Source organism: Streptomyces sp. ActVer (genome assembly GCF_027270795.1).
Taxonomy (GTDB): Bacteria; Actinomycetota; Actinomycetes; order Streptomycetales; family Streptomycetaceae; genus Streptomyces; species Streptomyces umbrinus_A.
The window spans coordinates 16,818-42,661 of record NZ_JAPWHT010000012.1; the positions used below are offsets into that span (position 1 = coordinate 16,818).

Below are 25,844 nucleotides of genomic sequence, written 5' to 3' on the forward strand. Positions count from 1 at the left end.
GACGATGCGGGTCGTCATGTTCGGCTGTCAGACCTGGAGGCACAGCACGCTCCAGGCTCCGCCGGAGTCCGGCCTGGCCGAGAAGCGCGTGGCCCGCAGCGGCCGGCGTCCGTGAACGGGGCCGTCGTGGCCGAAACGGCCACCTCCCTCGATGCCGCGTCCTTCGAGGTCACGTCCTCCGCGGCCGATCTCACCGATCGCCTCGCCGCGCTGGAACCCCTGTGCGGACACACGGTCGTCGTCAAGTACGGCGGCCACGCGATGACCGACGACACGCTCAGGCGGGCCTTCGCACAGGACGTCCTCACCCTGCGGCGCGCCGGCGTCAGACCGGTCGTCGTGCACGGCGGCGGTCCGCAGATCGGCGCCCACCTGGACCGCCTCGGCCTCAAGTCGTCCTTCCTGAACGGGCTCCGGGTCACCACTCCGGAGACCATGGAGGTCGTCCGCATGGTGCTGTCCGGCAAGGTCCAGAAGGAACTCGTCGGCCTGCTCAACGAAGACGGCCCGTACGCCGTCGGCCTCAGCGGCGAGGACGGGCGCACCCTCACCGCCGTCAAGCGGTACGCCGAAGTGGCCGGTGAGTCCGTCGACATCGGGCTCGTCGGGGACGTGGCACGGGTGAACACCGCGGTCGTACGCATCCTGCTCGACAGCGGCCACATCCCGGTGGTCTCCTCCGTCGGCCGCGGCGAGGACGGGCAGGTCTACAACGTCAACGCCGATACGGCGGCAGGGGCGTTGGCGGCCGCGCTGGGGACGCGGATCCTGGTCGTCCTCACCGATGTTCCCGGGCTGTACGCCGACTGGCCCGAGAGCGACCGGATCGTCGACCGGATCGGCGCGGGGGAACTGGAGCGGTTGCTGCCGACGCTGAACGGCGGCATGGGACCCAAGATGGAGGCCTGTCTGAGGGCCGTCAGGGGTGGCGTGGGAGCGGCCCGGGTGCTCGACGGGCGCGCGCCGCACGCACTGCTCGACGGGCTGGCGGGTGTCGTCGGAACGGGGACGACGATCCTGGCGGAACCCGCGTGAACGCTCCACTGTCAGGAGGGTGATTCGGCTGCGGGTGGGTGGGGGCCGGCCGCGCCCCGCGGCGGAGCCGCAAATCGACACAGCCGCGCGCCCCTAACGGGCGCGGGCTCCATGGTGACGCCCTATCGGGATGACCAGTGGGGTGCCGCTGACCGGGTCCGTCGTGATCTGGCAGGTCAGGTCGAAGACGTCCTCGACGGTGGCGGCGGTGATGACCTCCGCGGGGCTTCCTTCGGCGACGATCCTCCCGGACTTCATCGCGACGACGTGATCGGCGTACCGGCAGGCCTGGTTGAGGTCGTGGAGCACCATGACGACCGTGCGGCTCTCGCGCCGGTTGAGGTCGGTGATGAGGTCCAGGACGTCGATCTGATGGGCCAGGTCCAGATACGTCGTCGGCTCGTCCAGCAGCAGTACGGGGGTGCCCTGGGCGACCGCCATGGCGATCCAGGCACGTTGGCGCTGACCGCCGGACAACTCGTCGACGGGCCGGTCCGCGAGGTCCGTCATGCCCGTGGCGTCCAGGGCCCGGCGCACGGCCTGCTCATCGGCCTTCGACCACTGGCGCCACCAGGTCTGATGCGGTGAACGGCCGCGGTTGACCAGGTCGATGACGGTCAGCCCCTCCGGCGCGAGCGGACTCTGCGGCAGGATGCCGAGGCGCTGGGCCAGCTCCCTGCTCGGTATCGACCGCAGGGCCCGGCCGTCGAGGAGGACGGCGCCTTCCTTGGGCGCCAGCAGCCGGGCGAGGGCGCGCAACAGGGTGGACTTGCCGCAGGCGTTGGCGCCGACGATGGCCGTGATCCGGCCCGGCGGTACGGCCAGGTCGAGCCCGTCCACGACGATCCGGCTGTCGTAGGCCAGCCGCAGACCGCTCGCGCGCAGGTCCGGGTCGGGGGCCGCCACGCGGTCGGCCGGCCGGGGATCCGCCGGCGTGGGATCAGCCGACATGGGTTCAACCTCCTGAACCCGCGCGGTTGGCGCGGGCGAGCAGCCAGAGCAGGACCGGTGCGCCGAGCACTCCGGTGACGATTCCGACCGGCAGTTCCGTGCCGGGCACGAGCGTACGGGCGATGAGGTCGCCGCCGAGGACCACCAGTGCCCCGGTCAGTCCCGAGGCGACGGTCGGCGGCCAGGCCGTACGGGCCAGCCGTTGGGCGATCTGCGGAGCGGCGAGCGCCACGAACGCGACGGGACCGGCGGAGGCGGTGGCGAACGCGATCAGCCCGACACCGGCGAGCAGGATGGCGAGACGGACGGGCTGTACCCGCGTACCGAGGCCGGTGGCCACGTCGTCGCCGAGTTGGAGGGTGCGCAGCAGCCGGCCGAGCAGCAGTGCCGTCGGCAACAGCACCGCCAGCGCGACGGCGAGCGGGCCGACCTGGTCCCACGTACGGCCGTTGAGATTGCCGACCAGCCAGCCGAGGGCGGCCTGTGCCTGGAAACGTCCGCCCTTGGCCACCAGGTAGTCGGTGGCGCTGGTACAGATCCAGGCCACACCGATGCCGACCAGGACGATGCGGTATCCGGTGGTGCCGCGCCGCCAGGACAGCACGTACACGATGAGGGCCGAGGCCAGGGCGCCGAGCAGGCCGAGGGCCTGGGTGCCGAGGCCGCCGTCCCAGCCCAGCACGATGCCCGCGACCACGGCGGTGCCCGCGCCCTGGGTGAGGCCGATCATGTCGGGGCTGGCCAGCGGATTGCGGGTCATGGTCTGGAACAGCGCGCCGGAGACACCGAAGGCGATGCCCGCCAGCAGTCCGACCAGGGCGCGGGGCAGCCGCAGTTCCCGCACCACGAGGACGGTTCCGGGGTCGCCCGAGCCCACCAGGGCCCGTACGACGTCGGTGAAGCCGATCGGATGGTCGCCGGTCGTCAGGCCCCGGCAGAACAGCAGGAAGGTGGCGGCGGCGAGTACCGCGCACAGGGCCACCAGCCGGGGGCGGAAGACACCGGAGACGGGCGGCAGGGCCAGCCGGTAGGTGCGGAAGCGGGGGCCACCGGGCGAACCGTCGGGAACCGGGCGGGACTTGAGCGCGGACTTCGGGTTCGGCACGCTCACACCTCCGCCAGATTGCGCCTGCGGACCATGGCGATGAAGAACGGGCCGCCGATGAAGGCGACCAGCACGCCCGCCTGGATCTCGGTGGGCCGTGCCACCAGGCGTCCGAGGATGTCGGCGGTGAGCAGCAGGCCGGGGGCGAGCACCGCGGACAGCGGCAGCAGCCAGCGCTGGTCGGGGCCGATGCCCGCCGACTGGGCGAGCACACGCGCGACATGGGGGACCACCAGGCCGATGAAGACGACCGGGCCGATGACCGCGACCGAGGCGCCCGTCAGCAGGGTGACCGCGGCGACGCCCGCGAGCCGGACCAGGCCGAGGCGCCGGCCGAGCGAGGCCGCGACGTCGTCGCCGAGGGCCAGGCTGTTGAGGGCCGGAGCGCAGGCCAGCGCCAGCACCGCGCCGATGACGAGGAACGGCAGCACCCGCCACACCATGCCGCTGTCCGCGTCCGCGAGCGAACCCGCGGACCAGAAGCGGAACTTGTTGAGCGCGTCCACGTCGGTGAGCACGATGGCCTGGGTGAACGACCACAGCATCGAGGTGACGGCGATTCCAGCGAGCGCCAGTTTCACCGGGGTCATCCCGGACCGCCCGAGACCGCCCAGCAGATAGACGGCCACCGTGGCGATCAGCGCTCCGGCGAACGCGAACCACACATACCCGTACAGCGAGTTGATCCCGAGCACTCCGACGGCCAGCACGATGGCGAAGGAGGCACCGGCACTGACCCCGAGCACCCCGGGGTCGGCGAGCGGGTTGCGGGTCAGGGCCTGCATCAGCGCGCCGGCCAGCCCGAGGGCCGCGCCCGCCGCGAGCGCGAGGGCGGTACGCGGTACGCGCGCCGTCCAGACGATGTTGTCCACGAAACGGCTCGGAGCGTCGCCGAACAGGGCCCGGATCACCTGGTCCGGCGGGACGTTGGCCGCGCCGAGCGCCAGCGACAGCAGGCAGAGGACAGCGAGGACGACACCCAGCAGCGCCACGAGAAGGGCCGGGCGCGCTCTCTTGCCTGTCACCTTGCGGTCTCCAACGGCCGGCTTCCTTGGCTGAGGCGGGCCCGAATCGTAGAGGGAGCGCCCCCGCTGTGCGGAGACGGGAAGTTCCGCACGGCGGTGGCGGCCGGCCGGCCCACGGGACCGTGCTGGGGCCGGGGTATCAGGGGCGGGTGGTGAGATAGCCGCCCATGGAGGTGAAGTACTGCGTCGCGGGCAGCTCGCGGCCGTCCTCGGTGCGAACGCGGGTGATGGCCAGGCCGTGGTTGCGGCCGGTGCGGGCGTCGGCTCCGGCGACGATCACCACGCCCTCGCCCTCGCGGTAGAAGATGCGGCCGGGCGTACCGCCGTAGCGGCCCTGGGACACCACGGCGGCGAGGACCTCGAGTCGCTTGCCCTTGTGGAAGGTGAAGGCGCTGGGGTACGGCTCGGACTGGGCGCGGACCAGGCGCTCCAGGTCCTCGGCCGGCCAGGCCCAGTCGATGCGGATGTCCTCGGCGGCCCGCTTGTGGAAGAAGCTCGCCTGGGACCGGTCCTGCTTGGTGAACTCCGTCTGCCCGGCGGCGATGAGGCCGAGCGCGCCGACGGTGACCGGGGCGATGAGGTCGACGGTCTTGTGGAAGAGGTCGGTGGCGGTGTCCGTCGGTCCGACCGGGACCGCCTCCTGCCGGACGATGTCGCCCGCGTCGAGTTCGTCGTTCATCATGTGCGCGGTGACGCCCACTTCGGACTCTCCGTTGATCAGGGCCCAGATCAGCGGGGAGAAGCCGGCGTACTTCGGCAGCAGCGAGTCGTGGACGTTCAGTGTGCCGTGGCGCGGCAGGTCGAAGATGCGCGGGGGGATCCAGGTCCGCCAGTTGTTCGCCACGAGGATGTCCGGGTCGGCCTCCTTGAGGCGCTCGAACAGCTCGTCGTCGTCAGGGCGGTTGCGGATCAGCACCGGGACGCCGTGCTCCTCGGCGAGGTCGGCGACGGAGTCGCTCCAGATCTTCTCGTACGCGTGCTCGCTCTTGGGATGGGTCACGACCAGCACCACGTCGTGTTCGGAGTCCAGGAGGGCTTGCAGGGTGCGGTGCCCCCAGGTCTGGTAACCGAACATGACGACCCGCATGGGGTTCCTCCTCGAAGGCAGGGGATGGACCGGGGTCAGTAAAGCAAGGCTTACCTTAGTATGCAACGGGGGTACGCAGTGCCCCAGTTGGCGACCGCCGGTACCCGATCGCCCGGTTTCGTCCTGTCGACAGCTTTATGGGATTAGCTTAGGCTAACCTAAATTCCCGGCGGGCTCGGCCGTCGGCATGCCCGCCTTTCGTACCCCGTTCTTTCCCCACGCCTGACAGGCGACTGCCCCGCACGATGGGAGTGACATGTCACAGGTTCTTCCTGATGACGCACCACTGGTCCACGACCTCATTGGCATCGGTTTCGGACCGTCCAATGTGGCCATGGCGATCGCACTCGGCGAGCACAACGCACGAGCCGGCGAGCAGGAGGCGATCACCGCTCACTTCTTCGAGCAGCAGCCGTGCTTCGGCTGGCACCGGGGCATGCTGATCGACGACGCGACCATGCAGGTGTCCTTCCTCAAGGACCTGGTGACGCTCCGGAACCCGGCCAGCGAGTTCAGCTTCCTCTGCTACCTGAAGAGCAAGGGCCGGCTGATCGACTTCATCAACCACAAGAACCTCTTCCCGCTGAGGGTCGAGTTCCACGACTACCTGGAGTGGGCCGCGGCCCAGGTCGAGGACATGGCCTCCTACGGCCACGAGGTCGTCGGCGTCGCGCCCGTCGTCCGTGACGGGGTCGTGGAACACCTGGAGGTGACGGTCCGGTCGGCGGAGGGCCTCGCGATCCACCGGGCCCGCAACCTGGTTCTCGGCACCGGGATGCGTCCCCTCATGCCGGAGGGCGTCGAGACGGGCGACCGTGTCTGGCACAACTCCGAACTGCTGGCGAAGGTCGACCGGTTGGAGGGCACCTCGCCCTCCCGGTTCATCGTCGTGGGTGCCGGTCAGAGCGCCGCCGAGAACGTCGCCTACCTGCACCGCCGCTTCCCCGGGGCCGAGGTCTGCGCGGTCTTCTCCCGCTACGGCTACAGCCCCGCCGACGACAGCAGCTTCGCCAACCGGATCTTCGATCCCGCGGCGGTCGACGAGTACTTCGCCGCGCCCGAGAACGTCAAGCGCCGCCTGATGGACTACCACGGCAACACCAACTACTCAGTGGTGGACATCGACCTGATCGAGGACCTGTACCGGCAGACGTACCAGGAGAAGGTCCTCGGCACCGAGCGGCTGCGCTTCCTCAACGTGTCCCGGCTGACCGACGTCGAGGAGACCGCGGGCACGGCCCGTGCCACCGTGACGTCCCTCGTCACCGGCGAGGAGACCGTCCTGGACGCGGACGTCGTGGTCTTCGCCACCGGCTACAGCCCCGCCGACCCCCTCGGACTCCTCGGCGAGGTCGCGGACCACTGCCTGCGCGACGACGAGGGCCGTGTCCGCGTCGAGCGCGACTACCGCATCGTGACGGACCCCGAACTGCGCTGCGGCATCTATCTCCAGGGCGGCACGGAGCACACGCACGGCATCACGTCGTCCCTGCTGTCCAACACCGCGACCAGGGTCGGGGAGATCCTGGACTCGCTGCTCGCCCGGGGCGTCAAGTCCCCCTCGGCCGAGGCCCGGACGGTCGCCGCGTGAAAGGCCATGGCCATGCTTGTCCGGTGGATCAATAGGGATAACGTACTTCGCCATGGGCACGACTGCGGTTGAGCGCCCCACGCCCAGGGGCACAGACGCCCGTCGGCGGCGGGTGATGGGTTTGGGCTTGCTGGTGGTGGTCCTCGTGGCCGCGGGGGTGGTGTCGTTGGCTGTCGGCGCACGCTCGTTGAGCCCCGCCGAGGTGTGGCACGGGCTGTTCGCGGCACCGGACTCCGACCAGCGGCTCACCGAGATCAGGCTCATCGTGCGGACCGTGCGGGTGCCCCGGACGGTGCTCGCGATCGTGGCGGGTATCGCGCTGGGGGTCGGCGGTGCGCTGATCCAGGGGTACACGCGCAACCCGATCGCGGACACGGGCCTGTTGGGCGTGAACGCCGGGGCCTCGTTCGCCGTGGTGTCGGTGATCGCCGTGTTCGGGTTCTCCAACCCGTTCCAGTACGTCTGGTTCGCCTTCCTGGGAGCGGCGGTCGCCGGCGTCGTCGTGTTCGGCCTCGCGAGCATCGGCCGGGGCGCCGGCAATCCGTTGACGCTCGCACTGGCCGGGCAGGGGATCACGGTGTTCCTCGCGGCGATGACCACCGCGGTCGCGCTGACGGACCTGGCGTCGCTGAACGCCCTGCGGTTCTGGAACGCGGGCTCCGTGGCCGGCGTCGGATTCGACGTCATCTGGCCGGTGACCGCGTTCATCGTGGTCGGGCTCGTGCTCGCCCTGGCCATGCTGCCCTCCCTCAACCTGCTCAACCTGGGCGACGACGTGGCGCGGGGCCTCGGAGTGAACATCGCGCTGAGCCGGACCGTCGGCATCCTCGCCATCACCCTGCTCGCGGGCGCGGCGACGGCGGCATGCGGCCCCATCGCGTTTCTCGGGCTCATGGTGGCCCACGTGGCCCGGTACATGACGGGTCCGGACTACCGCTGGCTGGTGCCGTACGCGGGTCTGCTCGGCGCCGTCGTCCTGCTGGTCTGCGACATCGTGGGCCGACTGGTGGTGCGGCCGGGCGAGTTGGACGCGGGTGTCCTCGTCGCCCTCCTGGGAGCTCCGTTCTTCGCGGTCCTGGTGTGGCGCGGAAAGTTCAAGAACGCATGAACGGGACAGACGTGAAGCCAACGGTGGCGCCGGGTGTACGGCTCGGCCAGGTGTCGTTCGTGTGGCGGCCCATGATCGTGTTCGTCACGCTGTTCCTGGCGGCGGCGACCTTCCTGGTGTTCTGCGTGTCCATCGGCGTGGGGGACTTCCCCATCGGCCTGTCCCGGGTGATCGCCACGATCCTCGGCCGGGGTGAGCGGGTCGACGAGTTCGTCATCATGGACCTGCGGATGCCGCGGGCGCTGGCCGGGCTCGTCGTGGGGATCGCGCTGGGGGTGTCCGGGGCGATCACGCAGTCCATCGCGCGCAATCCGCTGGCCAGCCCGGACATTCTGGGGGTCACCTCGGGCGCCAGCGCGGTCTCGGTGTTCCTGGTGACGGTGTCGGGCGGGACCGCGACGGCGATCGTCAGCTCCGTGGGCCTGTCCGCAGCGGCGCTCCTGGGCGGGCTCGGCACGGGGCTGCTGGTGTACTTCCTGGCGTGGCGGCGCGGGGTCGACGGCTTCCGGCTCATCCTCATCGGCATCTCGGTGAGCGCGGTGATGGAGGCGATCACGACCTGGCTGCTGGTCACGGCCGACATCCGGGACGTGGCCAAGGCCCAGGCGTGGCTGGTCGGTTCGCTGGACAACCGGTCGTGGGGCGAGGTCCGGATCGCGCTCTGGTGCACGCTCGTCCTCCTGGTCGTCGTGGCGAGTGTCGCGTTCCAATTCAAGCCGATGCACTTCGGCGACGAGATCGCCGCCGGCCTCGGCGTCCGGTACTCGATGGTGCGGGCCGTCCTGCTGCTGTGCGCGGTGCTGCTGGCCGCCGCGGCGGTGAGCGCGGCGGGTCCGGTCCCCTTCGTCGCGCTCGTGGCGCCGCAGGTGGCGATGCGTCTGGCGAGATGTCCGACGCCGCCGATGGTGGCCTCGGGGCTGGTCGGGGCGCTGCTCCTGATCGGATCGGACCTGGTGGCGCGCACGGCACTGCCCATCAGTCTCCCGGTCGGTGTCGTCACCGCCGCCATCGGCGGCCCCTTCCTCGTCTATCTCCTGGTGCGGGCGAACCTCCGATAGCTGGTACAAAGAGTTAGGCAAACCTAAGTAGGCAGAGGGGGATTCGTGGCCGCGCAGCACATCGCCGAGGTCGAGGCCGGGGTCGGTGACACCTCGCGGCTGGCAGCAAAGGGCGTCACGGTCGGGTACGGCGGCCGGATCGTCATCGACGAGCTCGACGTGGCGATACCCCCAGGGGTGATCACCACGGTCATCGGCCCCAACGGATGCGGGAAGTCGACCCTGTTGAGGACCCTGTCGCGGCTGCTCAAGCCGACCAGGGGGACGGTCGTCCTCGACGGCGACGACATCGTCAAGCTCAGGACCAGGGACGTGGCCAAGAAGCTCGGCCTGCTGCCGCAGGCGCCGGTCGCGCCGGAGGGGCTGACGGTGTCCGACCTGGTCGCCAGGGGCCGTCATCCGCACCAGAGTTGGCTGCGGCAGTGGTCGTCGGACGACGTCGCCGTCGTGGAGCGCGCGCTGGCCATGACCGGGGTGTCCGACCTCGCCGACCGTCCCGTCGACTCGCTGTCCGGCGGACAGCGTCAGCGTGTCTGGATCTCGATGACCCTGGCCCAGGGCACCGACCTGCTGCTGCTCGACGAGCCGACCACGTACCTGGACCTGGCGCACGCGATCGACGTGCTCGACCTGGTGGACGACCTGCACGAGTCGGGGTGCACCGTGGTCATGGTGCTGCACGACCTCAACCTCGCCACCCGCTACAGCGACAACCTCGTCGTGATGAGGGAGGGGGTGATCCTGGCGCAGGGGCACCCGCGTGACGTGATCACCGCCGAACTGCTCCACGAGGCGTTCGGACTGCGCGCCAAGGTGATCGAAGACCCGGTCGGTGACCGGCCGCTCATCGTGCCGATCGGCCGCACTCACGTCCAACTCGACTAGATCCGCACAAAGATGGTGAAGTTAGGCTAGGCTAACCTCACTTCGCCAGGGTAAGGTTTGCCTGCCCTAAGACAGGGTGCAGCGGACGGCGCTAAAGCAAGGGATCTGGGATGTTCCTCCTTCGAACGACGCGTATGAAGCCCTGGCGGCGGTTGGCGGCGACGGTTTCCGCGGCGGCGCTCGGCGTCGGTCTTCTCGCGGGATGTGGTTCCGACTCGAAGGACGAGTCGAACGACAGCGCCCCGGCTGCCAAGTCCGGCGCGTTCCCGGTCACCGTGGAGCACGCGTTCGGATCCACGAAGGTCGCCGAGGCCCCCAAGCGCGTGGTCACCGTCGGCTACACGGACGACCAGAGTGTCCTGGCGTTCGGCATCAAGCCGGTCGGCATGGTCGACCAGTACCCGAACCCGGCGGGCAAGACCCCCGACATCAACACCCAGTGGCCCTGGGTGAAGGACAAGTGGGGCGACGCCAAGCCCGAGGTCATCATGAAGAACGGTGACGCCGGCCCCAACTACGAGAAGATCGCGGCCCTGCGGCCCGACCTGATCATCGCGGTCTACTCCGAGGTCGACAAGGCCGCCTACGACAAGCTCTCCCGGATCGCTCCGACGGTGGGCCGTACCAAGGCCGAGAAGGAGCCGTTCAGCGCTCCGTGGCAGGACAACGCCCTCCAGATCGCCAAGGCGCTCGGCAAGGCCGACGAGGGCGAGAAGATGGTCGCGGCCATCCAGGCCCAGCTCGACACCGCCAAGAAGGAGCACCCGGGGTTCGCGGACCAGAAGGCCGTCGCGCTCTCCTGGTACAAGGACGCGGTCAACCCCTTCACCTCCACCGACGTGCGCGGACAGCTGCTGACGGGCATCGGCTTCAAGTACCAGACCGAGATCGACAAGGTCGCGGACGGCAGCTTCTCCGTCGCACTGTCCCCCGAGCGCATCGACCTGGTCGACGTGGACCGCGTCTTCGTCATCAACGACAAGGCGGACACGGAAGCCCTCAAGAAGTTCAAGCTGTTCACCAACCTGGACGCCGTGAAGAACGGCAAGGTGTCCTACCTGCTGGACAGTGAGGGCCCGGCGATCGGCGCGGCCATCTCCCAGGGCACCCTGCTGTCCATGCCGTACGCGATCGACGAGCTCGTGAAGTCGGCGGCCGGCTAACGATGTTGATGGTCAACGGATTCCGTCCCCGACCCGGTCTGGTTCTGGTGTGAGCACTACCGACACTCGCGTCGCTCCGGCAACTCTGCGTACGGCGACCGGGGGTGAGGCCACCCGCTGGGTCGCGGCACACTGCCGCGAGGTGCCGTGGCTGACCCTCTCCACCGTGCTCACCACGGTGGTGGGGGCGGCGCTCCAGGTGCTTCCGGTGCTCCTCCTCGGCCGGGTGGTCGACGGGGTGGTCGGGGGCGAGTCCCGCTCGATCCTGGTCCAGGTCGGGGTGTTGATGGTGGCAGCCGCGGTGTTCGGCGCGGTGGCCACCGCGGTGTCGACGTACCTGATCGGGCGGCTGGGCGCGGATCTGCTCGCGCGGCTGCGCGAAGGCGCCGTCCGGGCGGTGCTCGGGATGCCCAGCGCACGGATCGAGCAGGTCGGCCGGGGAGACGTGCTGTCCCGGGTCGGTGACGACGTCGCCGTGATCTCCAAGGGCATCCGGACGGCCATCCCCACGGTGTTCTCGGCGGGAGTGCTGGTCGTCATCGCCACGGTCGGCATGTTCGGCCTCGACTGGCGGCTCGGCCTGGCGGGCGCCGGCGCGCTGCCCGCGTACGCGCTGGCCCTGCGCTGGTATCTCCCGCGGTCGGCCCCGCTCTACCGGAAGCAGCGGGTGGCCCAGGCCGACCGCGCCCAGGCGTTGATCAGTGGTCTGAACGGGATCGACACGGTCCGGGCGTACCGCCTGGAAGGCGCCGTCCGCGAGAAGGTCACCAGCGAGTCGTGGCGGGTGCGTGAACTCGGCATCGAGGTGTTCCGGTTCTTCGGCCGGTTCGTCGGCAGGGAGAACCGTGCCGAGTTCATCGGCCTCGTCCTGATTCTCGTGGTGGGGTACGCCCTGTTGGAGGCCGATGCCGCCAGCCTGGGCGAGGTGTCGGCGGCCCCGCTGATGTTCCACCGGCTGTTCACTCCGCTGGGCGCCATCATGTTCACCTTCGACGAGGCGCAGAAGTCGGGCGCGAGCCTGACCCGGCTGGTCGGGGTGCTGGGGGAGGACGCGGAGGACCGGCTGGTGGGCGACGAGGCCGTCGCGGCCGCGGACGCCGTGTCGTACCAAGTGACGGTGGAGGGGCTGACGTTCAGCTATCCCGACACCGAGGAACCGGTCCTGAGGGATGTCGGCCTGACGATCCCGGCCGGGGGTTCGCTCGCGCTGGTGGGGGCGACGGGCGCGGGCAAGTCGACCCTGGCCGCGCTGATCGCCGGCATAGGGACTCCGCAGGCCGGGTCGGTGCGCGTCGGGTCGACCGACCTCGCCGGCCTGGACGAGGCCGGGGCGCGGGCCCTGGTGAGCATCCTGACGCAGGAGACCCATGTGTTCTCCGGTCCGCTCGCCGACGACCTGCGGCTGGCCGCGCCGGAGGCGACCGACGCCGAGCTGATGGACGCGTTGCGCACGGTCGGCGCCGGCGGGTGGGTCGACGCGCTGCCCGAGGGGCTGAACACCCTGGTCGGCGAGGGCGGTGAGCGTCTGGACGTCACCAAGGTGGCCCAGATCGCCCTGGCCCGCCTCGTGCTGGGCCGGGCGCCGGTGGTGGTGCTCGACGAGTCGACCGCGGAGGCGGGCAGTGAGGGCGCCGCCGAGCTGGAGCGGGCCGTGCTGGCCGCGTGCGCGGGCCGGACCACGCTGTTCGTGGCGCACCGGCTGACCCAGGCGATGGCGGCGGACCGCATCGCCGTGCTGGACGCGGGACGCGTCGTCGAGCAGGGGACTCACGAGGAGTTGGTGGCTCTGGGCGGCCGCTACGCACGACTGTGGCGGGCCTGGCGCGAAGGCAGTTAGGTAAACCTAATTTAGGTTAGGCTAACTTTCATTACCTGGAAGGGACGCTGAGTCTTCGATGATGGAACCGAGCGCTCGTCTCGTACTGCTTTCTCCCACGCGCCTTGCCGACGTACGCAGGCGGACCGGTGACTTCTCCGACCGGACCATCGTCGAGGCGTGCGCCATCGGGCTGTCGTACTGGGCCACGGGACAGAGTCCCGACGGCATCGACCTCACCCCCGGCACGCTGTTCGCCGACGTCCTCGCATGGGTCGACAACGGCGGGGACGCGCCCGGCGGTTGGGGGACCGGCGGCTGGGAGGCGGGCGGGGACGGCTGGAACATCGTCGTCCCGGCGGGCGCCATGCAGTCCGACGCGCAGCTCGCGCTGGACGACCTGGCCGACTTCCCGGACCGGCCCATCGGCACCATCGGCCCGTCCGGCGTGGCGGCGAGGACCGAGGCCCTGGCCGAGTGGAACGACACAGAGGCCGACCGGGTCCGCCCGACCCTGGTGGAGATGTTCCGCGAGCAGGCGCGTACCAGGCCCGACGCCGTTGCCATCGTCGACGAGCACCGCTCCTTGACGTACCGTCAGGCAGCTGAGCTGTCCAGCCAGTTGGCCCATCACCTGATCGAGCGCGGCCTCACCGCCGAACAGGTCGTCGGCATCTCACTTGGCCGCTCCGCCGACATGGTGATCGGGCTGCTTGGCGTGCTCCAGGCCGGGTGCGCGTTCGTCCCGCTCGATCCGCAGTGGCCCGCCGCACGCCGAGCCGTCGTCATCGAGGACGCCCGGGTCGTGCTGCAGCTCAACGACTCCGGCGAGCAGGCCCCGGGTGAACCCGACGCCGTGGCCGTCGACCTCGGCGACTGGAAGTTCGGTTCCCGCCCCACCGACGGGACCGGCATCGCCGTCCACGGCGACGCCCTGGCATACGTGATCTTCACGTCCGGTTCGACCGGACGGCCCAAGGGCGCGATGATCCGTCACGAAGCCATCAGCGAGCGCCTGTTGTGGCAGGTCGACGAGATCCTCGGCTTCGGCCACGACGACGCGTCGCTGTTCAAGGCGCCGCTGTCCTTCGACATCTCCATCAACGAGATCTTCCTGCCGCTGGTGAGCGGCGGCAGGCTGGTGGTCCTGCGGCCCGGCGGCGAACGCGACCCGCACCACCTCCTGAGCGTCATCGCCGAACACCGCGTCACCTTCACCTACTTGGTGTCGTCCATGCTGGACGTACTCCTCGAGATCGCCGGCGACTCCGGAGACCTGGACAGCCTGCGGCACGTGTGGTGCGGCGGCGAGGTGCTGACCCCGGAGCTGTACGAGCGGTTCCGCACCCGGCTCGACATCCCCATGTACCACGGCTACGGCCCGGCCGAGACGACGATCGGCGTCTCGCACGTCATCTACCGGGGCGCGGCGGAACGCCTGTCGACGTCGATCGGCAAGGCCAACCCCAACACCCAGCTGTACGTGCTGGACGACGAACTGCGCCCGGTCCCGGTCGGAGTCGGCGGCGAACTGTACGTGGGCGGGTTCCTCCTGGGGCGCGGCTACGTCAACGCGCCCGGTCTGACGGCGTCCCGGTTCGTCGCGAACCCCTTCGCCGGGGACGGCTCCAGGCTGTACCGGACCGGTGACCTTGCGAGGTTCGCCCCGGACGGATCGCTCGACTTCCTCGGCCGGGCCGACAACCAGATCAAGATCCGCGGCATGCGGCTGGAGATCGAGGACGTCGAGGTCGGTCTCGCCGAACACCCCGGCGTACGGCACACCTGCGTCGTCGCGAAGAAGAACGCGGCGGGCGGCACCTACCTCGTGGGGTACGTGATCCCGGCCGCCGGGAGTGAGACCCTCCGGGCGGACGAGGTCAAGGCGTGGGCCGCCGAGCACATGGTCGAGTACATGGTGCCCGCCCACGTCGTCGTGATGAAGGAGTTTCCGCTCACCGCGAACGGCAAGCTCGACCGGAACGCGTTGCCGGAGCCCGCCGTCGGGACGGGCTCGATCGTCCCGCCCGCCACCGAGAACGAGCGCGCGGTCTGCGCGGCGATCGCGGCGCTGCTGCAGCTCGACGAGGTCGGTGTCGACCAGGACTTCTTCCAGCTCGGCGGAGACAGCATCCTGGCGATCTCGTTGCTCAGCGCGCTGCGCGACGCGGGTCTCTACGTCACGACACGGCAGATCTTCACCCACACCGTGGTGGGGGCGCTGGCGTCGGTGACGAGCCGCGAGGACGTCGCCACCGTGGACCACGGGGACGTCGCGACCGGCGCCGTCGTGGGATCGCCCATCGTGCAGTGGCTCGGCGAGACCACGGACGCGATCGACGGCTTCGTCCAGTCGGTGGTGCTGAACACCCCGGCGGACCTGACCGCCGACGCGCTCGACGAGATCCTCGCCGCCGTGGTCGGCCGGCACGACATGCTGCGCGCCGAACTGGTGCGCGGCGACCGTTGGAGCTTCGAGATACCGGGGGCCGACCAGGCCGCCCCGGGGTGGCAGGAGAGCGACCGGCCGCTCGACGAGTGCGTCGCCCTCGCCACCGACGCACTGGACCCGGCGAACGGCGCGATGCTGCGTGCCGTCTGGCGCCGCGAGGCATGCCAACTGGTCCTGGTCGCCCACCACGTGGTGATCGACGGCGTGTCCTGGCGGGTCCTGATGGAGGACCTGGCCACGGCATGGCGGCAGTTCTCCTCGGGCGCGCCGATCGACCTGCCCCCGGTGGGCACGTCGTTCCGCCGCTGGACGCAGTTGCTGGACCGCGCGGCGTTCGACGCGGACAGCACCTACTTCCGGCGACCCCTGCCGGGAGCGGACGAACCGGTGGGCAGGCGCGCGCTCTCCGAGGCCGACACCGTCGCGGGCGAACGGCTCCGGACCGTCTCTGTCGGCCCCGAGGTCACGGCCGCGCTGCTGGGCGAGATCCCCGCGAAATTCCACGCGGGCGTCAACGACGTACTGCTGACCGCACTCGCCGTCGCCCTCGCCCGCCGGCGCCGCGACCTCGGGCAGGACCAGACGTTCGCGCACATCGAACTCGAAGGCCACGGCCGCGAAGGACAGTTCGTGGCCGGAAGCGCCGGCTTCGAACCCGAACTGTCCCGGACCGTGGGCTGGTTCACCACACTGTTCCCGGTGACCGTGGACCCCGGCGCGGCGAGCGACCTCACCGCACCCCAGTACCTGGCCGCCGCACTCAAGGCGGTCAAGGAGGACCTCGCCCGGGTGCCGGACAACGGCGTCTCCTACGGCGCCCTGCGCTACCTCGCCCAGAGCGAGTTCGACGCGCCCGCACCCCAGGTGCTGTTCAACTACCTGGGCCGCTTCGACGCGGGCTCGTCCGGTGACTGGCAACTCGCGGGCACCACGGGCCAGTTGGGCGAGAAGCGCGACCCGAGGATGCGCCTTCCGCGCGCCCTGGAGTTCAACGCGATCGCCGAACCCGCCGCCTCGACCGGTGAGTACGAACTGGTCACCACCATCTCCTGGCCCGACGGGATGTTCACCGACGAGGACATCACGACGCTCGGCGAGTACTTCCGGCTGGCCCTGGCCGGACTGGCCGCGCTCGACCAGGGCGGCCACACCCCCAGCGACTTCGGCCTGGTGCCCCTGACGCAGGCAGACGTCGACGCCCTGGACGGCCCGGAGCTGCGGGACATCCTGCCGTTGACCCCGCTGCAGGAGGGCCTGTACTTCCACTCGGTCTTCGACGACGACTCGGCCGGCAGCTACGTCGAGCAGCAACTGCTCACGCTGGACGGCGAGGTGGACGCCGACCGGCTCGCCGCGGCGGCCACCCGCCTGCTCACGCTGTACCCGAACCTGGCCGCACGGTTCGTGGCCCTCGCCGACGGCCGCGTGGTCTCCGTACTGGACAGCGGCGCGGAGGCGCCCTTCACCACGCTGGACCGCCCCGGCATCACCGACGACGAGATCCGCGACCACGCGGAATGGGACCGCCGCGCCGGGTTCGACCTGGCCACAGGACCGCTGATGCGGTACACGCTCATTCGCGCGGGCTCCGGCCGCAGTGTCCTGGTGCAGACCGTGCACCACATCATCGCCGACGGCTGGTCGGTGCCGCCGATGCTCCGCGCGCTGCTGGCCGAATACCACGCGCCGGGGACTGTGTACGCGATCGGCGGCTTCCCCGACTACGTGCGCTGGCTCGCCGGACGCGACGACGACGAGAGCGACCGGGTCTGGCAGGAGCAGCTCGCCGAGCTGCCCGGCCCCTCCCTCGTCGCCGAGGGGCACACCCCGTCCGACCGGTTCGCCGACACCGCAGTGGAGCCGGCGGACGACATCGACGCGGCCGTCCGGTCGGCCGGGGTGCCGCTGAGCGCGGCCGTGCACAGCGCCTGGGCCGTGACGCTGGGCGGCATCCTGCACGGCACGGACGTCGTGTTCGGCTCCACGGTGTCCGGGCGCGACGCGGAGGTGCCCGGCATCGAGAGCATGGTGGGTCTGTTCATCAACACGATCCCCGTACGGGCCCGTTGGGCCGGGACCACCACGGCGCGCGACCTGCTCGCCTCGGTACGGGAACACCAGAGCGCGGTACTGCCGCACCAGCATGTCTCGCTGGCGAGGATCGGCCGCCAGGCCGGCGCAGGCTCCCTGTTCGACACCCTGGTGGTGTTCGACGTGGCGACCGACGTGAACGCGCTGCGGGGGCCCGGCGACGACCTGGTCATCACCGACATCGTGAACGAGGGCGCCCCGCACTACCCGTTGACCCTGGTGGTGGAACGCGCACTCGACGGCCGTCCGCGCTTCAACCTGATCTACGACGGCGAACTGCTGCGGGAGGCGAGCGCCCAGGCGATCCTGCGTACGTTCACCCGGACCCTCAGCGACCTGCTGACCCGGCCCGACGCCCTGGTCGAGGACCTGGCGCCCGAGGACGGCCGACGTCCCGCGCGCATCACTCCGACCACCCTGGGCGGACTGTTCGACGCCGCCGCCCAGCGGGACCCGGCCGCCACCGCCGTCACCCAGTGCGGTCTCGACGGCGGCACCAGGTCGTTGACGTACGGCGAACTGTCGGACGCGAAGGACGAGTTGGCCTCGGTGCTGCGTGCGTCCGGGGTCGGCCCGGGCAAGCGGGTCGCCGTCGCCGTCCCGCGTTCCCTCGAACAGGTCGTCGCCCTGGTCTCGATCGTCGGCGCGGGCGGTGCCTACGTGCCGCTGGACCTGGCGTACCCGGACGAACGGCTGGAGTACATCCTCGCCGACTCCGCTCCGCAGGTCGTCCTCGTGGACCGTGAGCAGCGGGAGCGCTTCACGGAGCTGCTGGCCCGGGCGGGCGTGCCGGCCCGCGTGCTCGTACAGGGGGACGAGCTGCCGCGGACAGCTGACCAGGCGCGGGGCGATGGGCAGGCGCAGGGAGTTGGGCAGGCGACGGCCCCCAACGAGCCCGGTCGGGCGGTCAGTTGGCGCGACCCCGCGTACGTGATCTACACGTCCGGATCGACCGGCCGGCCCAAGGGTGTCGTCGTCCCGCACTCCAGCGTGGTGACGCTGCTCGCGAACACCCGGCCCGACATGGACTTCGGTCCGTCCGACGTGTGGGTCCAGTTCCACTCCTTCTCCTTCGACTTCGCGGTCTGGGAGCTGTGGGGCGCGCTGGCGCACGGCGGTGAGCTGCTGGTGCCCGAGTACGGGCTGACCCGCTCCCCGGTCGACTTCCACCGGCTGGTCCGCGAGCGCGGCGTCACCGTGCTCAACCAGACCCCGTCGGCGTTCTACCAGTTCATCGAGGCCGACCGGCATGCCGGCGAGCCCGTCACCGCACTGCGCCGGATCATCTTCGGCGGCGAGGCGCTGGATCTCGGGCGGCTGCGCGGCTGGGTCGAGCGGCACGGCACCGGTTCGCCCGAGCTGGTCAACATGTACGGCATCACCGAGACCACCGTCCACGTCACCCACCGGGTGCTGACCGACGAGGACTTCGACCTCGGCGACGACGTCAGCCCCATCGGCGGTCCGATTCCCGGCCTGACCACCTACCTGCTCGACGACCGGCTCCGGCCGGTGCCGCCGGGCCGGGTCGGCGCCATCTACGTGGCCGGCGACCAGGTGTCCCTCGGCTACCTGGGCAGGCCGGGGCTCACCGCGGGCCGGTTCGTGGCGAACCCGTTCGCCGACGACGGCTCCCGGATGTACCACACGGGCGACCTCGCCCGCCGCACGCTCGACGGCGAGCTGGAGTTCGCAGGCCGCGCCGACGACCAGGTCCAACTCAAGGGCTTTCGGATCGAGTTGGGCGAGGTCGAGTCCGCGATCAGGGAACTCGACGGCGTGGTCGACGTGGCCGTCACCGTGGCGGACAGCGGCGACCACCTCGTCGCGCACGTCGTGGGTTCGGTGCCCGGTGACCTCACCGGCCTCCTGTCCACGAAGTTGCCCGTGCACATGGTGCCGGGACGGGTGCTGTCGGTCGACGCGCTGCCGTTGACGGTCAACGGCAAGCTGGACCGCAAGGCTTTGATCGAGCGGGCGGCCACGCCCCGTAGGGGCGCGGGGCTGCATCGATATGCGGCTCCGCCGCGGGGCGCGCCCAGCCACGACGCACTCGCAGACGAAGAAGCCGCTGTTGCGGCCCTTCCTGCGGAGCGCTTCAGCAATTCCACGCTCGCCGCGCTGGTCGGCATCTTCGCGGAAGCACTACCCGGCTCCGCCGCGGACACCGTGGACGCCGACACCGACTTCTTCATGGCCGGAGGCGACAGCATCGTCGCCATCACCGTGATCAACCGGGCCAGGGCGCTCGGCCTGCCGATCGCGCCGCGGGACGTGTTCCTGTTCAGGACACCGCGCGCGCTCGCCGAGCACGTGGGCACGCGCACCCCGCAGGCAACGGCAACGGCGACGGACCCGGCACCCGCCCGCCGCGAGGACGGCCCGCTGACGCCGACGCCGATCATCCTGCGCCGGCGCGAACTGGGCGGATCGCTCGCGCGGTTCGCCCAGGCCAGGACGCTCGTGGCCCCCGAGGGCACCGGTTTCGCCGATGTCGAGCGCGCCGCGAACGCCGTCGTGGCCGCACACCCGGCCCTCCGCCTCCGGCTGCGCGCCGAGCACGGCGTGTGGGCACTGCGCACCGAACCCGCCAGCGAGGTCACTGTCGTGGAGACGGACGCGACCGACGCGACGGCCGCGGCGAACGAAGCCGCCGGACGGCTCGACCCCGAGTCCGGGGACGTCATCGCGTTCACGTGGCTGGCGGCGAGCCGGACCCTGGTCGTCACCGTGCACCACCTCGCCGTCGACTCGGTGTCCTGGCTGATCGTCCTCGACGACCTGACCGCCGCACTGAGCGGGGCGCCCCTGGCACCGCCGACCACGTCCTACGCCGAGTACGCCGAAGCCCTGACGCTTCGGGCCACCTCGGCGATCGACGACCTCGGGCACTGGGTCACCACGCTCCAGGCACCCGAACTCCTGCCCGCGGTCGAGGGGTTGCGCGAGATCACGGTCGTACTCGCGCCCGACGTGAGCGACCGCGTGACACGTACCGCGCCCGCCGCACTCGGCGTCGGTCTCACCGAGCTGCTGTGCGGCGCCCTGCGTACCGCGCTGACAAGCGTCCAGCCGTCACCCACCGACCTTGCGGTCGAGCTGGAGCGGCACGGCCGGGTCCCGGCCGTCGAACACCACGACTACACGCGCACGGTCGGCTGGTTCACCTCCATCGCTCCCGTGCGGCTCACGGCGCACACCGACCCCGTCGCGGCGGCGCGCGAGGTCGCCGAACGCCAGCCGGACGAGTGCGGACACGTCGCCTACGGCGGGCTCAGGTACCTCAACCCGCAGACGGCACCTCTCCTGACCGCCCGCCCGCAGGTGCTGTTCAACTACCTGGGCCGGGGCAGCGAGTCCCAGGCGCTGCACATCACCGGCGGCGTTCAGGGCAGCCCGTACGCCGTCGAGGTCAACGCCTGGGTCGACGAGGCCACCGGGAGCCTGCGCGCGGAGTTCATCCTCGCCGAGGGCATCCCCGACGAGATCACCGAGCACTGGCTCGGCGCGCTGAAGCACATCGCGGACGCCTCCGCGACGGCCGAGCGCACAGCGCCGGTCACTCCGCTCCAGCGGGGCCTGTTCTTCCAGGCCCAGATGGCGGGCTCGGCCGGACACTACGTCGCGCAGAGCTGGTTCACCTTCGACCGGCGTCTGGACACCGACGCGCTGGCCGACGCGATGGCGTACGTGATCGGGCGCCACCCGGTCGTGGGCGCCGGCTTCTCCACCGACGACGACGGAAACCCGGTACAGGTCCTCAAGGCGGGCCGACGGGTCGACGTAAGCACGGTCGAGTTGGCGACGGACGCCGAGGTCGACGCCCTGCGCGCCCGGGACCGGGACACGGGATTCGACCCCGGTGAGCCGCCGCTGATCCGGCTGACCGTGGTGCGGCTGCGCGACGGCCGCGACGGCCTGCTGCTGAGCTACCACCTGCTGCTGTGGGACGGCTGGTCCCGCGAGATCATGCTGCGGGACCTGTTCGACGCCTATCAGGCCGTCGTCGCGGGCGAGCCACTGGACGCGGCTCCGGCCACGCCGAGCTTCGAGGACTACGCCCGGGCGCTCGACGCCAAGGACCCCGCCGTTTCGGAACGTTTCTGGGCCGAGCACCTGGCAGGCCTCGCGGGCCCGACACTGCTCGCCGGACCGGCGCCGTCCCTCTCGGACGACCTGCCGCAAGCGCTCGTGCACCAGCTGTCGGAGGAGCAGTCGGAACTGCTGCGGGAAGCGGCCAGGACGCACGGCGTCACGCTGAACTCGGTGCTGACCGGAGCCTTCGGCCTCCTGCTGGGCGCCCATACGGGCCGCAGTGACGCGGTGTTCGGCGTGACCGTCTCCGGCCGGGAGGGCGAGGGGCTGTCCGACATCGTCGGCGTGCTGCTCAACACCGTGCCCATGTGGACGCGGGCACGGCCGGACGACACGGTCCGGGAGTACCTGTCGGCCGTGCAGACGGCCAGGGTCGAGGCGATGGAGCACGAGCACCTCGGCCTCGGCGAGATCCAGCGGGCCAGTGGACACGACACCCTGTTCGACAACCTGTTCGTGCTCCAGAACTTCCTGGACCTGGACGCGTTCGCCGAGATGAACGCCAGGCACGGCATCACCTCGGTGAAGGCCGACGACTCCACCCACTATCCGTTCACCTGGGTCGTCACGCCCGGCGACCGGCTCACGGTCAAGCTGGAGCACCGCTACGGCGACACCGACAACGCCCGCCGTCTCCTCGACGACTACCTGAGCGTGCTCGAAGACCTGGCCCGGTCGACCGGACCGGTCGGCGCGCTGCCGGGCCTCGGGGCGGAGCACGAGCCGGCCGAGCGCACGGATGTCGGAACGGACACCGTGGTCGACCGGTTCGACCGGGCGGCGGACCGCGACCCGGAGCGGGTGGCGCTCGTGGCCCATGGCTCGACCATGACCTTCGCCCAACTGCGGGACCGCAGCCGCGCGGTGGCGGGCGTGCTGGCCCGGCGCGGCATCGGCACGGAGACGAACGTGGGTCTCGCGATCCCGCGCTCCCTCGACTCGATCGTGGCGCTGTTCGCCGTGCTGCGCGTCGGCGCCGCGTACGTGCCGCTGGAACTGGACCACCCGGACGAGCGGATCGCCGCGATCGTCGAGGACGCCCGCCCGGACGTGATCCTCACCGTGAGCGCCGTCTCGCCCCGGCTGACCGGCGACCTGATCGAGCTGGACCGACCTCTGCCGGAGGCCGAGCCGTTCGTGACGTTCGCGCCGGACGACCCGGACCGGCTGCGGCATCCCGCGTACACGATCTACACCTCCGGTTCGACCGGAAAGCCGAAGGGCGTGGTGACCGAGTACGCCGGGCTCACCAACATGCTGATCAACCATCAGCGCCGCATCTTCGAGCCGGTGTTGGCGGAGCACGACCACCGGGTCTTCCGGATCGCGCACACCGTGTCGTTCGCCTTCGACATGTCGTGGGAGGAGCTGCTGTGGCTCGCCGACGGGCATGAAGTGCACATCTGTGACGAGGAGTTGCGCCGCGACGCACCCCGACTGGTCGAGTACTGCCTCGAATTCGGGATCGACGTCATCAACGTTACCCCGACCTACGCGCAACAGCTCGTAGCCGAGGGGTTGTTGGACAACCCGGCACGTCGGCCGGCGCTGGTGCTGCTGGGCGGCGAGGCCGTCACCCCGACGCTGTGGCAGCGGCTCGCGGAGACCGAAGGGACGGTCGGCTACAACCTGTACGGGCCCACCGAGTACACGATCAACACCCTCGGCGTCGGCACCTTCGAGTGCCAGGACCCGGTGGTGGGTGTGGCGATCGACAACACCGACGTGTACGTACTGGATCCGTGGCTGCGCCCGCTTCCGGACGGGGTTCCCGGTGAGCTGTACGTGTCGGGCATCGGCATCGCGCGTGGCTATCTCGGGCAGCCCGCCCAGACCGCGCACCGCTTCGTCGCCTGCCCGTTCGGCGAACCCGGCGAGCGCATGTACCGCACCGGCGACCTGGTGGTCCGGCGGTCCGACGGCAACCTGATGTACCTGGGCCGCACCGACCAACAGGTCAAGATCCGCGGACACCGGGTCGAACTGGGCGAGGTCGAGGCCCTGTTCGCGGCTCACCCGGCGGTGCGGTTCGTCGCCGCGGTCGCCCAGCCCGACCCGCAGGTCGACGGGGCGTACCGGCTGGCCGCCTATCTCGTGCTCGACGGCTCCGACCTGGCGGCGGTCGCCGCCGAAGTGGGCGCCGGACTCCCGGACTTCCTGCGCCCGACGCACTACGCGGAGGTCGACAGCATCCCGCTGACGGTGAACGGGAAGGCTGACACCAAGGCGTTGCCGGAGGCCAAGCCGCTGGGCGCGCTGACCACGGCGGGGGAGCGCGGACCGGAGACCGAGACCGAGACCACGGTGTGCGAGTTCTTCGCCGAGGCACTGGACCTGGACGACGACGAGGTGAGCGCGGTGAGCGACTTCGTGTCCCTGGGCGGGCACTCCATGCTGGCGGTACGGCTGATCGGGCTGCTCCGCCGGGAGTACGGTCCTGTGATCACCATCCGAGACCTGTTCACCCTGCGAACCCCGGAAGCGATTGCCCACCATCTCGATGACAACTCCTGACACGCAGCGGCCCCGCCCGGGGTCCGACATCCTCCGTACCGCTCTGCGTCGCAACATCGGCGCCATGGTCTGGGGCACCGTCCTCATGGGCCTGTACCAGGCGGGTGAGACGGCCTTTCCCATCGCGCTCGGCCTGATCGTCGAACACACGATGCAGGGCGACCGGAGCCTCGGCGCGCTCGGCCTGTCGATCGGCGCGCTGGCCGTGATCATCACGACCGTGTCGCTGTCGTGGCGGTTCGGGATGCGCGTCCTGCAGAAGGCCAACACGACCGAGGCCCACCGCTGGCGGGTGCGGGTCGCGGCCTGCGGACTCCAGCCGGTGGCCAGGGACGTCGACCTCAAGTCCGGCGAGATCCTGACCATCGCCACCGAGGACGCCGACCAGACCGCCGACATCATCGAGGTGGTGCCGCTGCTGATCAGCTCGCTGGTCGCGGTGGTGGTCGCGGCGGTCGCGCTGGGTCTGGCCGACATCCGGCTCGGTCTGCTGGTGATCGTGGGAACCGTCGCGATCCTGTCCGTCCTGAGCGTGATGTCCAAGCGGATCGGCGCCAGCACCCAGGAGCAGCAGGCCCGCGTCGCGCGGGCCGGGGCGAAGGTCGCCGACCTGATCATCGGCCTCCGCCCGCTGCACGGCTTCGGCGGCAACCACGCGGCGTTCCGGTCCTACCGGAAGGTCAGCACGGAGGCGAAGCACCAGGCGATCACCGTCGCCAAGGTGAACGGCGTCTACGCGGGCACCGCGCTGGCCCTCAACGCGGTCCTCGCCGCCGCCGTGACCCTCACGGCGGGCTGGCTGGCGTTCGGCGGCGAGATCACCATCGGTGAACTCGTCATGGCCGTGGGCCTGGCGCAGTTCATCATGGAACCGCTCAAACTGTTCTCGGAGATGCCGAAGTACGTGATGATCGCGCGCGCGTCGGCCGAGCGGATGGCGCTGGTCCTGACCGCGCCGCCGGTGACGACACCGGGCCCGGAGCGCCCGTCCGAGGGCGGATCCCTGGAGATCGACTGTGTCCGGTACGGGACCCTGCGCGACGTGAAGTTCCAGGTGCCGGCAGGCGAGTTCGTGGCGATCGCCGTCTACCAGCCCCGCTCGGCGGCCGACCTCGCGTCGGTCCTGGCCGTGAACGTCCCGCCCGAGGCGTACGAGGGATCGGTGCGGGTCGGCGGGCAGGAACTCGCGGACCTGTCGGTCGAGGCGGTGCGCGAGCACATGCTGGTGAACCCGTACGACGGGGAGATCTTCGCGGGGACCCTCCGCACGAACATCGACCCGTCGGGCACCAGCCGGACGGTCCCCGAGGCCGTCGAGGCGTCCCTGCTGACCGATGTCGTCGCCCTGCACCGCGAAGGACTCGACCACGGCGTCCGCGACCGAGGCGCGAACCTCTCAGGAGGGCAGCGCCAACGGCTGTCCCTGGCCCGCGCGTTGGCCGCCGACACCGACGTCCTCGTCCTGCACGACCCGACGACAGCCGTCGACGCGGTCACCGAACAGCTCATCGCCCGCAACATCGCGAAACTGCGCCGCGGCCGCACCACCGTCGTCCTCACCAGCAGCCCGGCCCTCCTGGACGCCGCCGACCGAGTCCTCGTCCTGGACGAAGGCGTCATCACAGCAGAAGACACCCACCGCAACCTTCTGGCGAAGGACGAGGCCTACTGCTCGGCGGTGGCCAGGTAACTCTCTGACGGGCCTGTGGCTTGCAAGGGGCGCGGGGAACTGCGCAGTCTTTGAGGGACGCGGAGAACGGCGCTGTCCTTTCGGGGCGCGGGGAACGGCGCAGTTTTAGGGGCGCGGGGAACGGCGCAATCTTTTAGGGGCGCGAGGAACTGCGCGACCAGCCCCCACCGGCCCCGCA

Annotated in this window: 13 protein-coding genes; 9 read left to right on the forward strand and 4 right to left on the reverse strand. The window is 70.7% G+C overall.

The genetic code is table 11. The annotated features are described in order from the left end of the window. The first annotated feature begins 261 nt into the window (after positions 1-261). Positions 262-1,035, forward strand: coding sequence for an acetylglutamate kinase (gene argB / locus O3Q52_RS03735; RefSeq protein ID WP_269647344.1), 774 nt, complete (start codon positions 262-264; stop codon positions 1,033-1,035). Positions 1,036-1,128: 93 nt separating this feature from the next. Here the strand turns inward: argB and O3Q52_RS03740 are convergent, their stop codons facing one another. The 4 genes from O3Q52_RS03740 to O3Q52_RS03755 all read right to left on the reverse strand — a co-directional run bounded on the left by O3Q52_RS03740 (position 1,129) and on the right by O3Q52_RS03755 (position 5,203). Beyond that, positions 1,129-1,941: an ABC transporter ATP-binding protein gene (locus tag O3Q52_RS03740; RefSeq protein WP_269647345.1), complete on the reverse strand. Its 813-nt coding sequence runs from the start codon at positions 1,939-1,941 to the stop codon at positions 1,129-1,131. 49 nt (positions 1,942-1,990) lie between these two features. Continuing rightward, complete coding sequence (locus tag O3Q52_RS03745) at positions 1,991-3,010, reverse strand: iron chelate uptake ABC transporter family permease subunit (protein WP_269647346.1); 1,020 nt, start codon at positions 3,008-3,010, stop codon at positions 1,991-1,993. An 83-nt stretch (positions 3,011-3,093) separates the two neighbouring features. Continuing rightward, complete coding sequence (locus tag O3Q52_RS03750; RefSeq protein ID WP_269647323.1) at positions 3,094-4,116, reverse strand: iron ABC transporter permease; 1,023 nt, start codon at positions 4,114-4,116, stop codon at positions 3,094-3,096. A gap of 139 nt (positions 4,117-4,255) precedes the next feature. Beyond that, on the reverse strand, positions 4,256-5,203 hold the full coding sequence (locus O3Q52_RS03755; RefSeq protein ID WP_269647324.1) for a methionyl-tRNA formyltransferase: 948 nt from the start codon (positions 5,201-5,203) through the stop codon (positions 4,256-4,258). A gap of 256 nt (positions 5,204-5,459) precedes the next feature. Here O3Q52_RS03755 and O3Q52_RS03760 point away from each other — a divergent pair, with 256 nt between their 5' ends. The 8 genes from O3Q52_RS03760 (at position 5,460) to O3Q52_RS03795 (ending at position 25,666) form a co-directional block, all read left to right on the forward strand. Continuing rightward, positions 5,460-6,794 carry a lysine N(6)-hydroxylase/L-ornithine N(5)-oxygenase family protein gene (locus O3Q52_RS03760; RefSeq protein ID WP_269647325.1) on the forward strand — a complete coding sequence of 445 codons (1,335 nt, stop codon included), beginning with the start codon at positions 5,460-5,462 and terminating at the stop codon, positions 6,792-6,794. A gap of 52 nt (positions 6,795-6,846) precedes the next feature. Further along, entirely contained in the window at positions 6,847-7,902 is a 1,056-nt protein-coding gene (locus O3Q52_RS03765; RefSeq protein ID WP_269647326.1) for an iron ABC transporter permease, read from the forward strand. Further along, positions 7,899-8,960, forward strand: a complete 1,062-nt coding sequence (locus O3Q52_RS03770) for an iron chelate uptake ABC transporter family permease subunit (protein ID WP_269647327.1) — start codon at positions 7,899-7,901, stop codon at positions 8,958-8,960. Before O3Q52_RS03765 ends, O3Q52_RS03770 begins: the two co-directional genes overlap by 4 nt. 45 nt (positions 8,961-9,005) lie before the next feature. Then, positions 9,006-9,845, forward strand: a complete 840-nt coding sequence (locus O3Q52_RS03775) for an ABC transporter ATP-binding protein (RefSeq protein ID WP_269647328.1) — start codon at positions 9,006-9,008, stop codon at positions 9,843-9,845. A 110-nt stretch (positions 9,846-9,955) separates the two neighbouring features. Then, positions 9,956-11,008, forward strand: coding sequence for an ABC transporter substrate-binding protein (locus O3Q52_RS03780; protein WP_269647329.1), 1,053 nt, complete (start codon positions 9,956-9,958; stop codon positions 11,006-11,008). 49 nt (positions 11,009-11,057) lie between these two features. Beyond that, complete coding sequence (locus O3Q52_RS03785; RefSeq protein ID WP_269647330.1) at positions 11,058-12,845, forward strand: ABC transporter ATP-binding protein; 1,788 nt, start codon at positions 11,058-11,060, stop codon at positions 12,843-12,845. Between the two features lie 58 nt (positions 12,846-12,903). Further along, entirely contained in the window at positions 12,904-23,976 is an 11,073-nt protein-coding gene (locus O3Q52_RS03790; protein ID WP_269647331.1) for a non-ribosomal peptide synthetase, read from the forward strand. Continuing rightward, entirely contained in the window at positions 23,963-25,666 is a 1,704-nt protein-coding gene (locus O3Q52_RS03795) for an ABC transporter ATP-binding protein (RefSeq protein WP_269647332.1), read from the forward strand. The genes O3Q52_RS03790 and O3Q52_RS03795 overlap by 14 nt, the downstream gene beginning before the upstream one ends. Positions 25,667-25,844: the final 178 nt, after the last annotated feature.

Coding starts and splice junctions, on each gene's coding strand:
- argB (WP_269647344.1), top strand. CDS start 262: ATGACCGACGACACGCTCAGGCGGGCCTTCGCACAGGACGTCCTCACC.
- O3Q52_RS03755 (WP_269647324.1), bottom strand. CDS start 5,203: ATGCGGGTCGTCATGTTCGGTTACCAGACCTGGGGGCACCGCACCCTG.
- O3Q52_RS03760 (WP_269647325.1), top strand. CDS start 5,460: ATGTCACAGGTTCTTCCTGATGACGCACCACTGGTCCACGACCTCATT.
- O3Q52_RS03765 (WP_269647326.1), top strand. CDS start 6,847: ATGGGCACGACTGCGGTTGAGCGCCCCACGCCCAGGGGCACAGACGCC.
- O3Q52_RS03770 (WP_269647327.1), top strand. CDS start 7,899: ATGAACGGGACAGACGTGAAGCCAACGGTGGCGCCGGGTGTACGGCTC.
- O3Q52_RS03780 (WP_269647329.1), top strand. CDS start 9,956: ATGTTCCTCCTTCGAACGACGCGTATGAAGCCCTGGCGGCGGTTGGCG.
- O3Q52_RS03790 (WP_269647331.1), top strand. CDS start 12,904: ATGATGGAACCGAGCGCTCGTCTCGTACTGCTTTCTCCCACGCGCCTT.
- O3Q52_RS03795 (WP_269647332.1), top strand. CDS start 23,963: ATGACAACTCCTGACACGCAGCGGCCCCGCCCGGGGTCCGACATCCTC.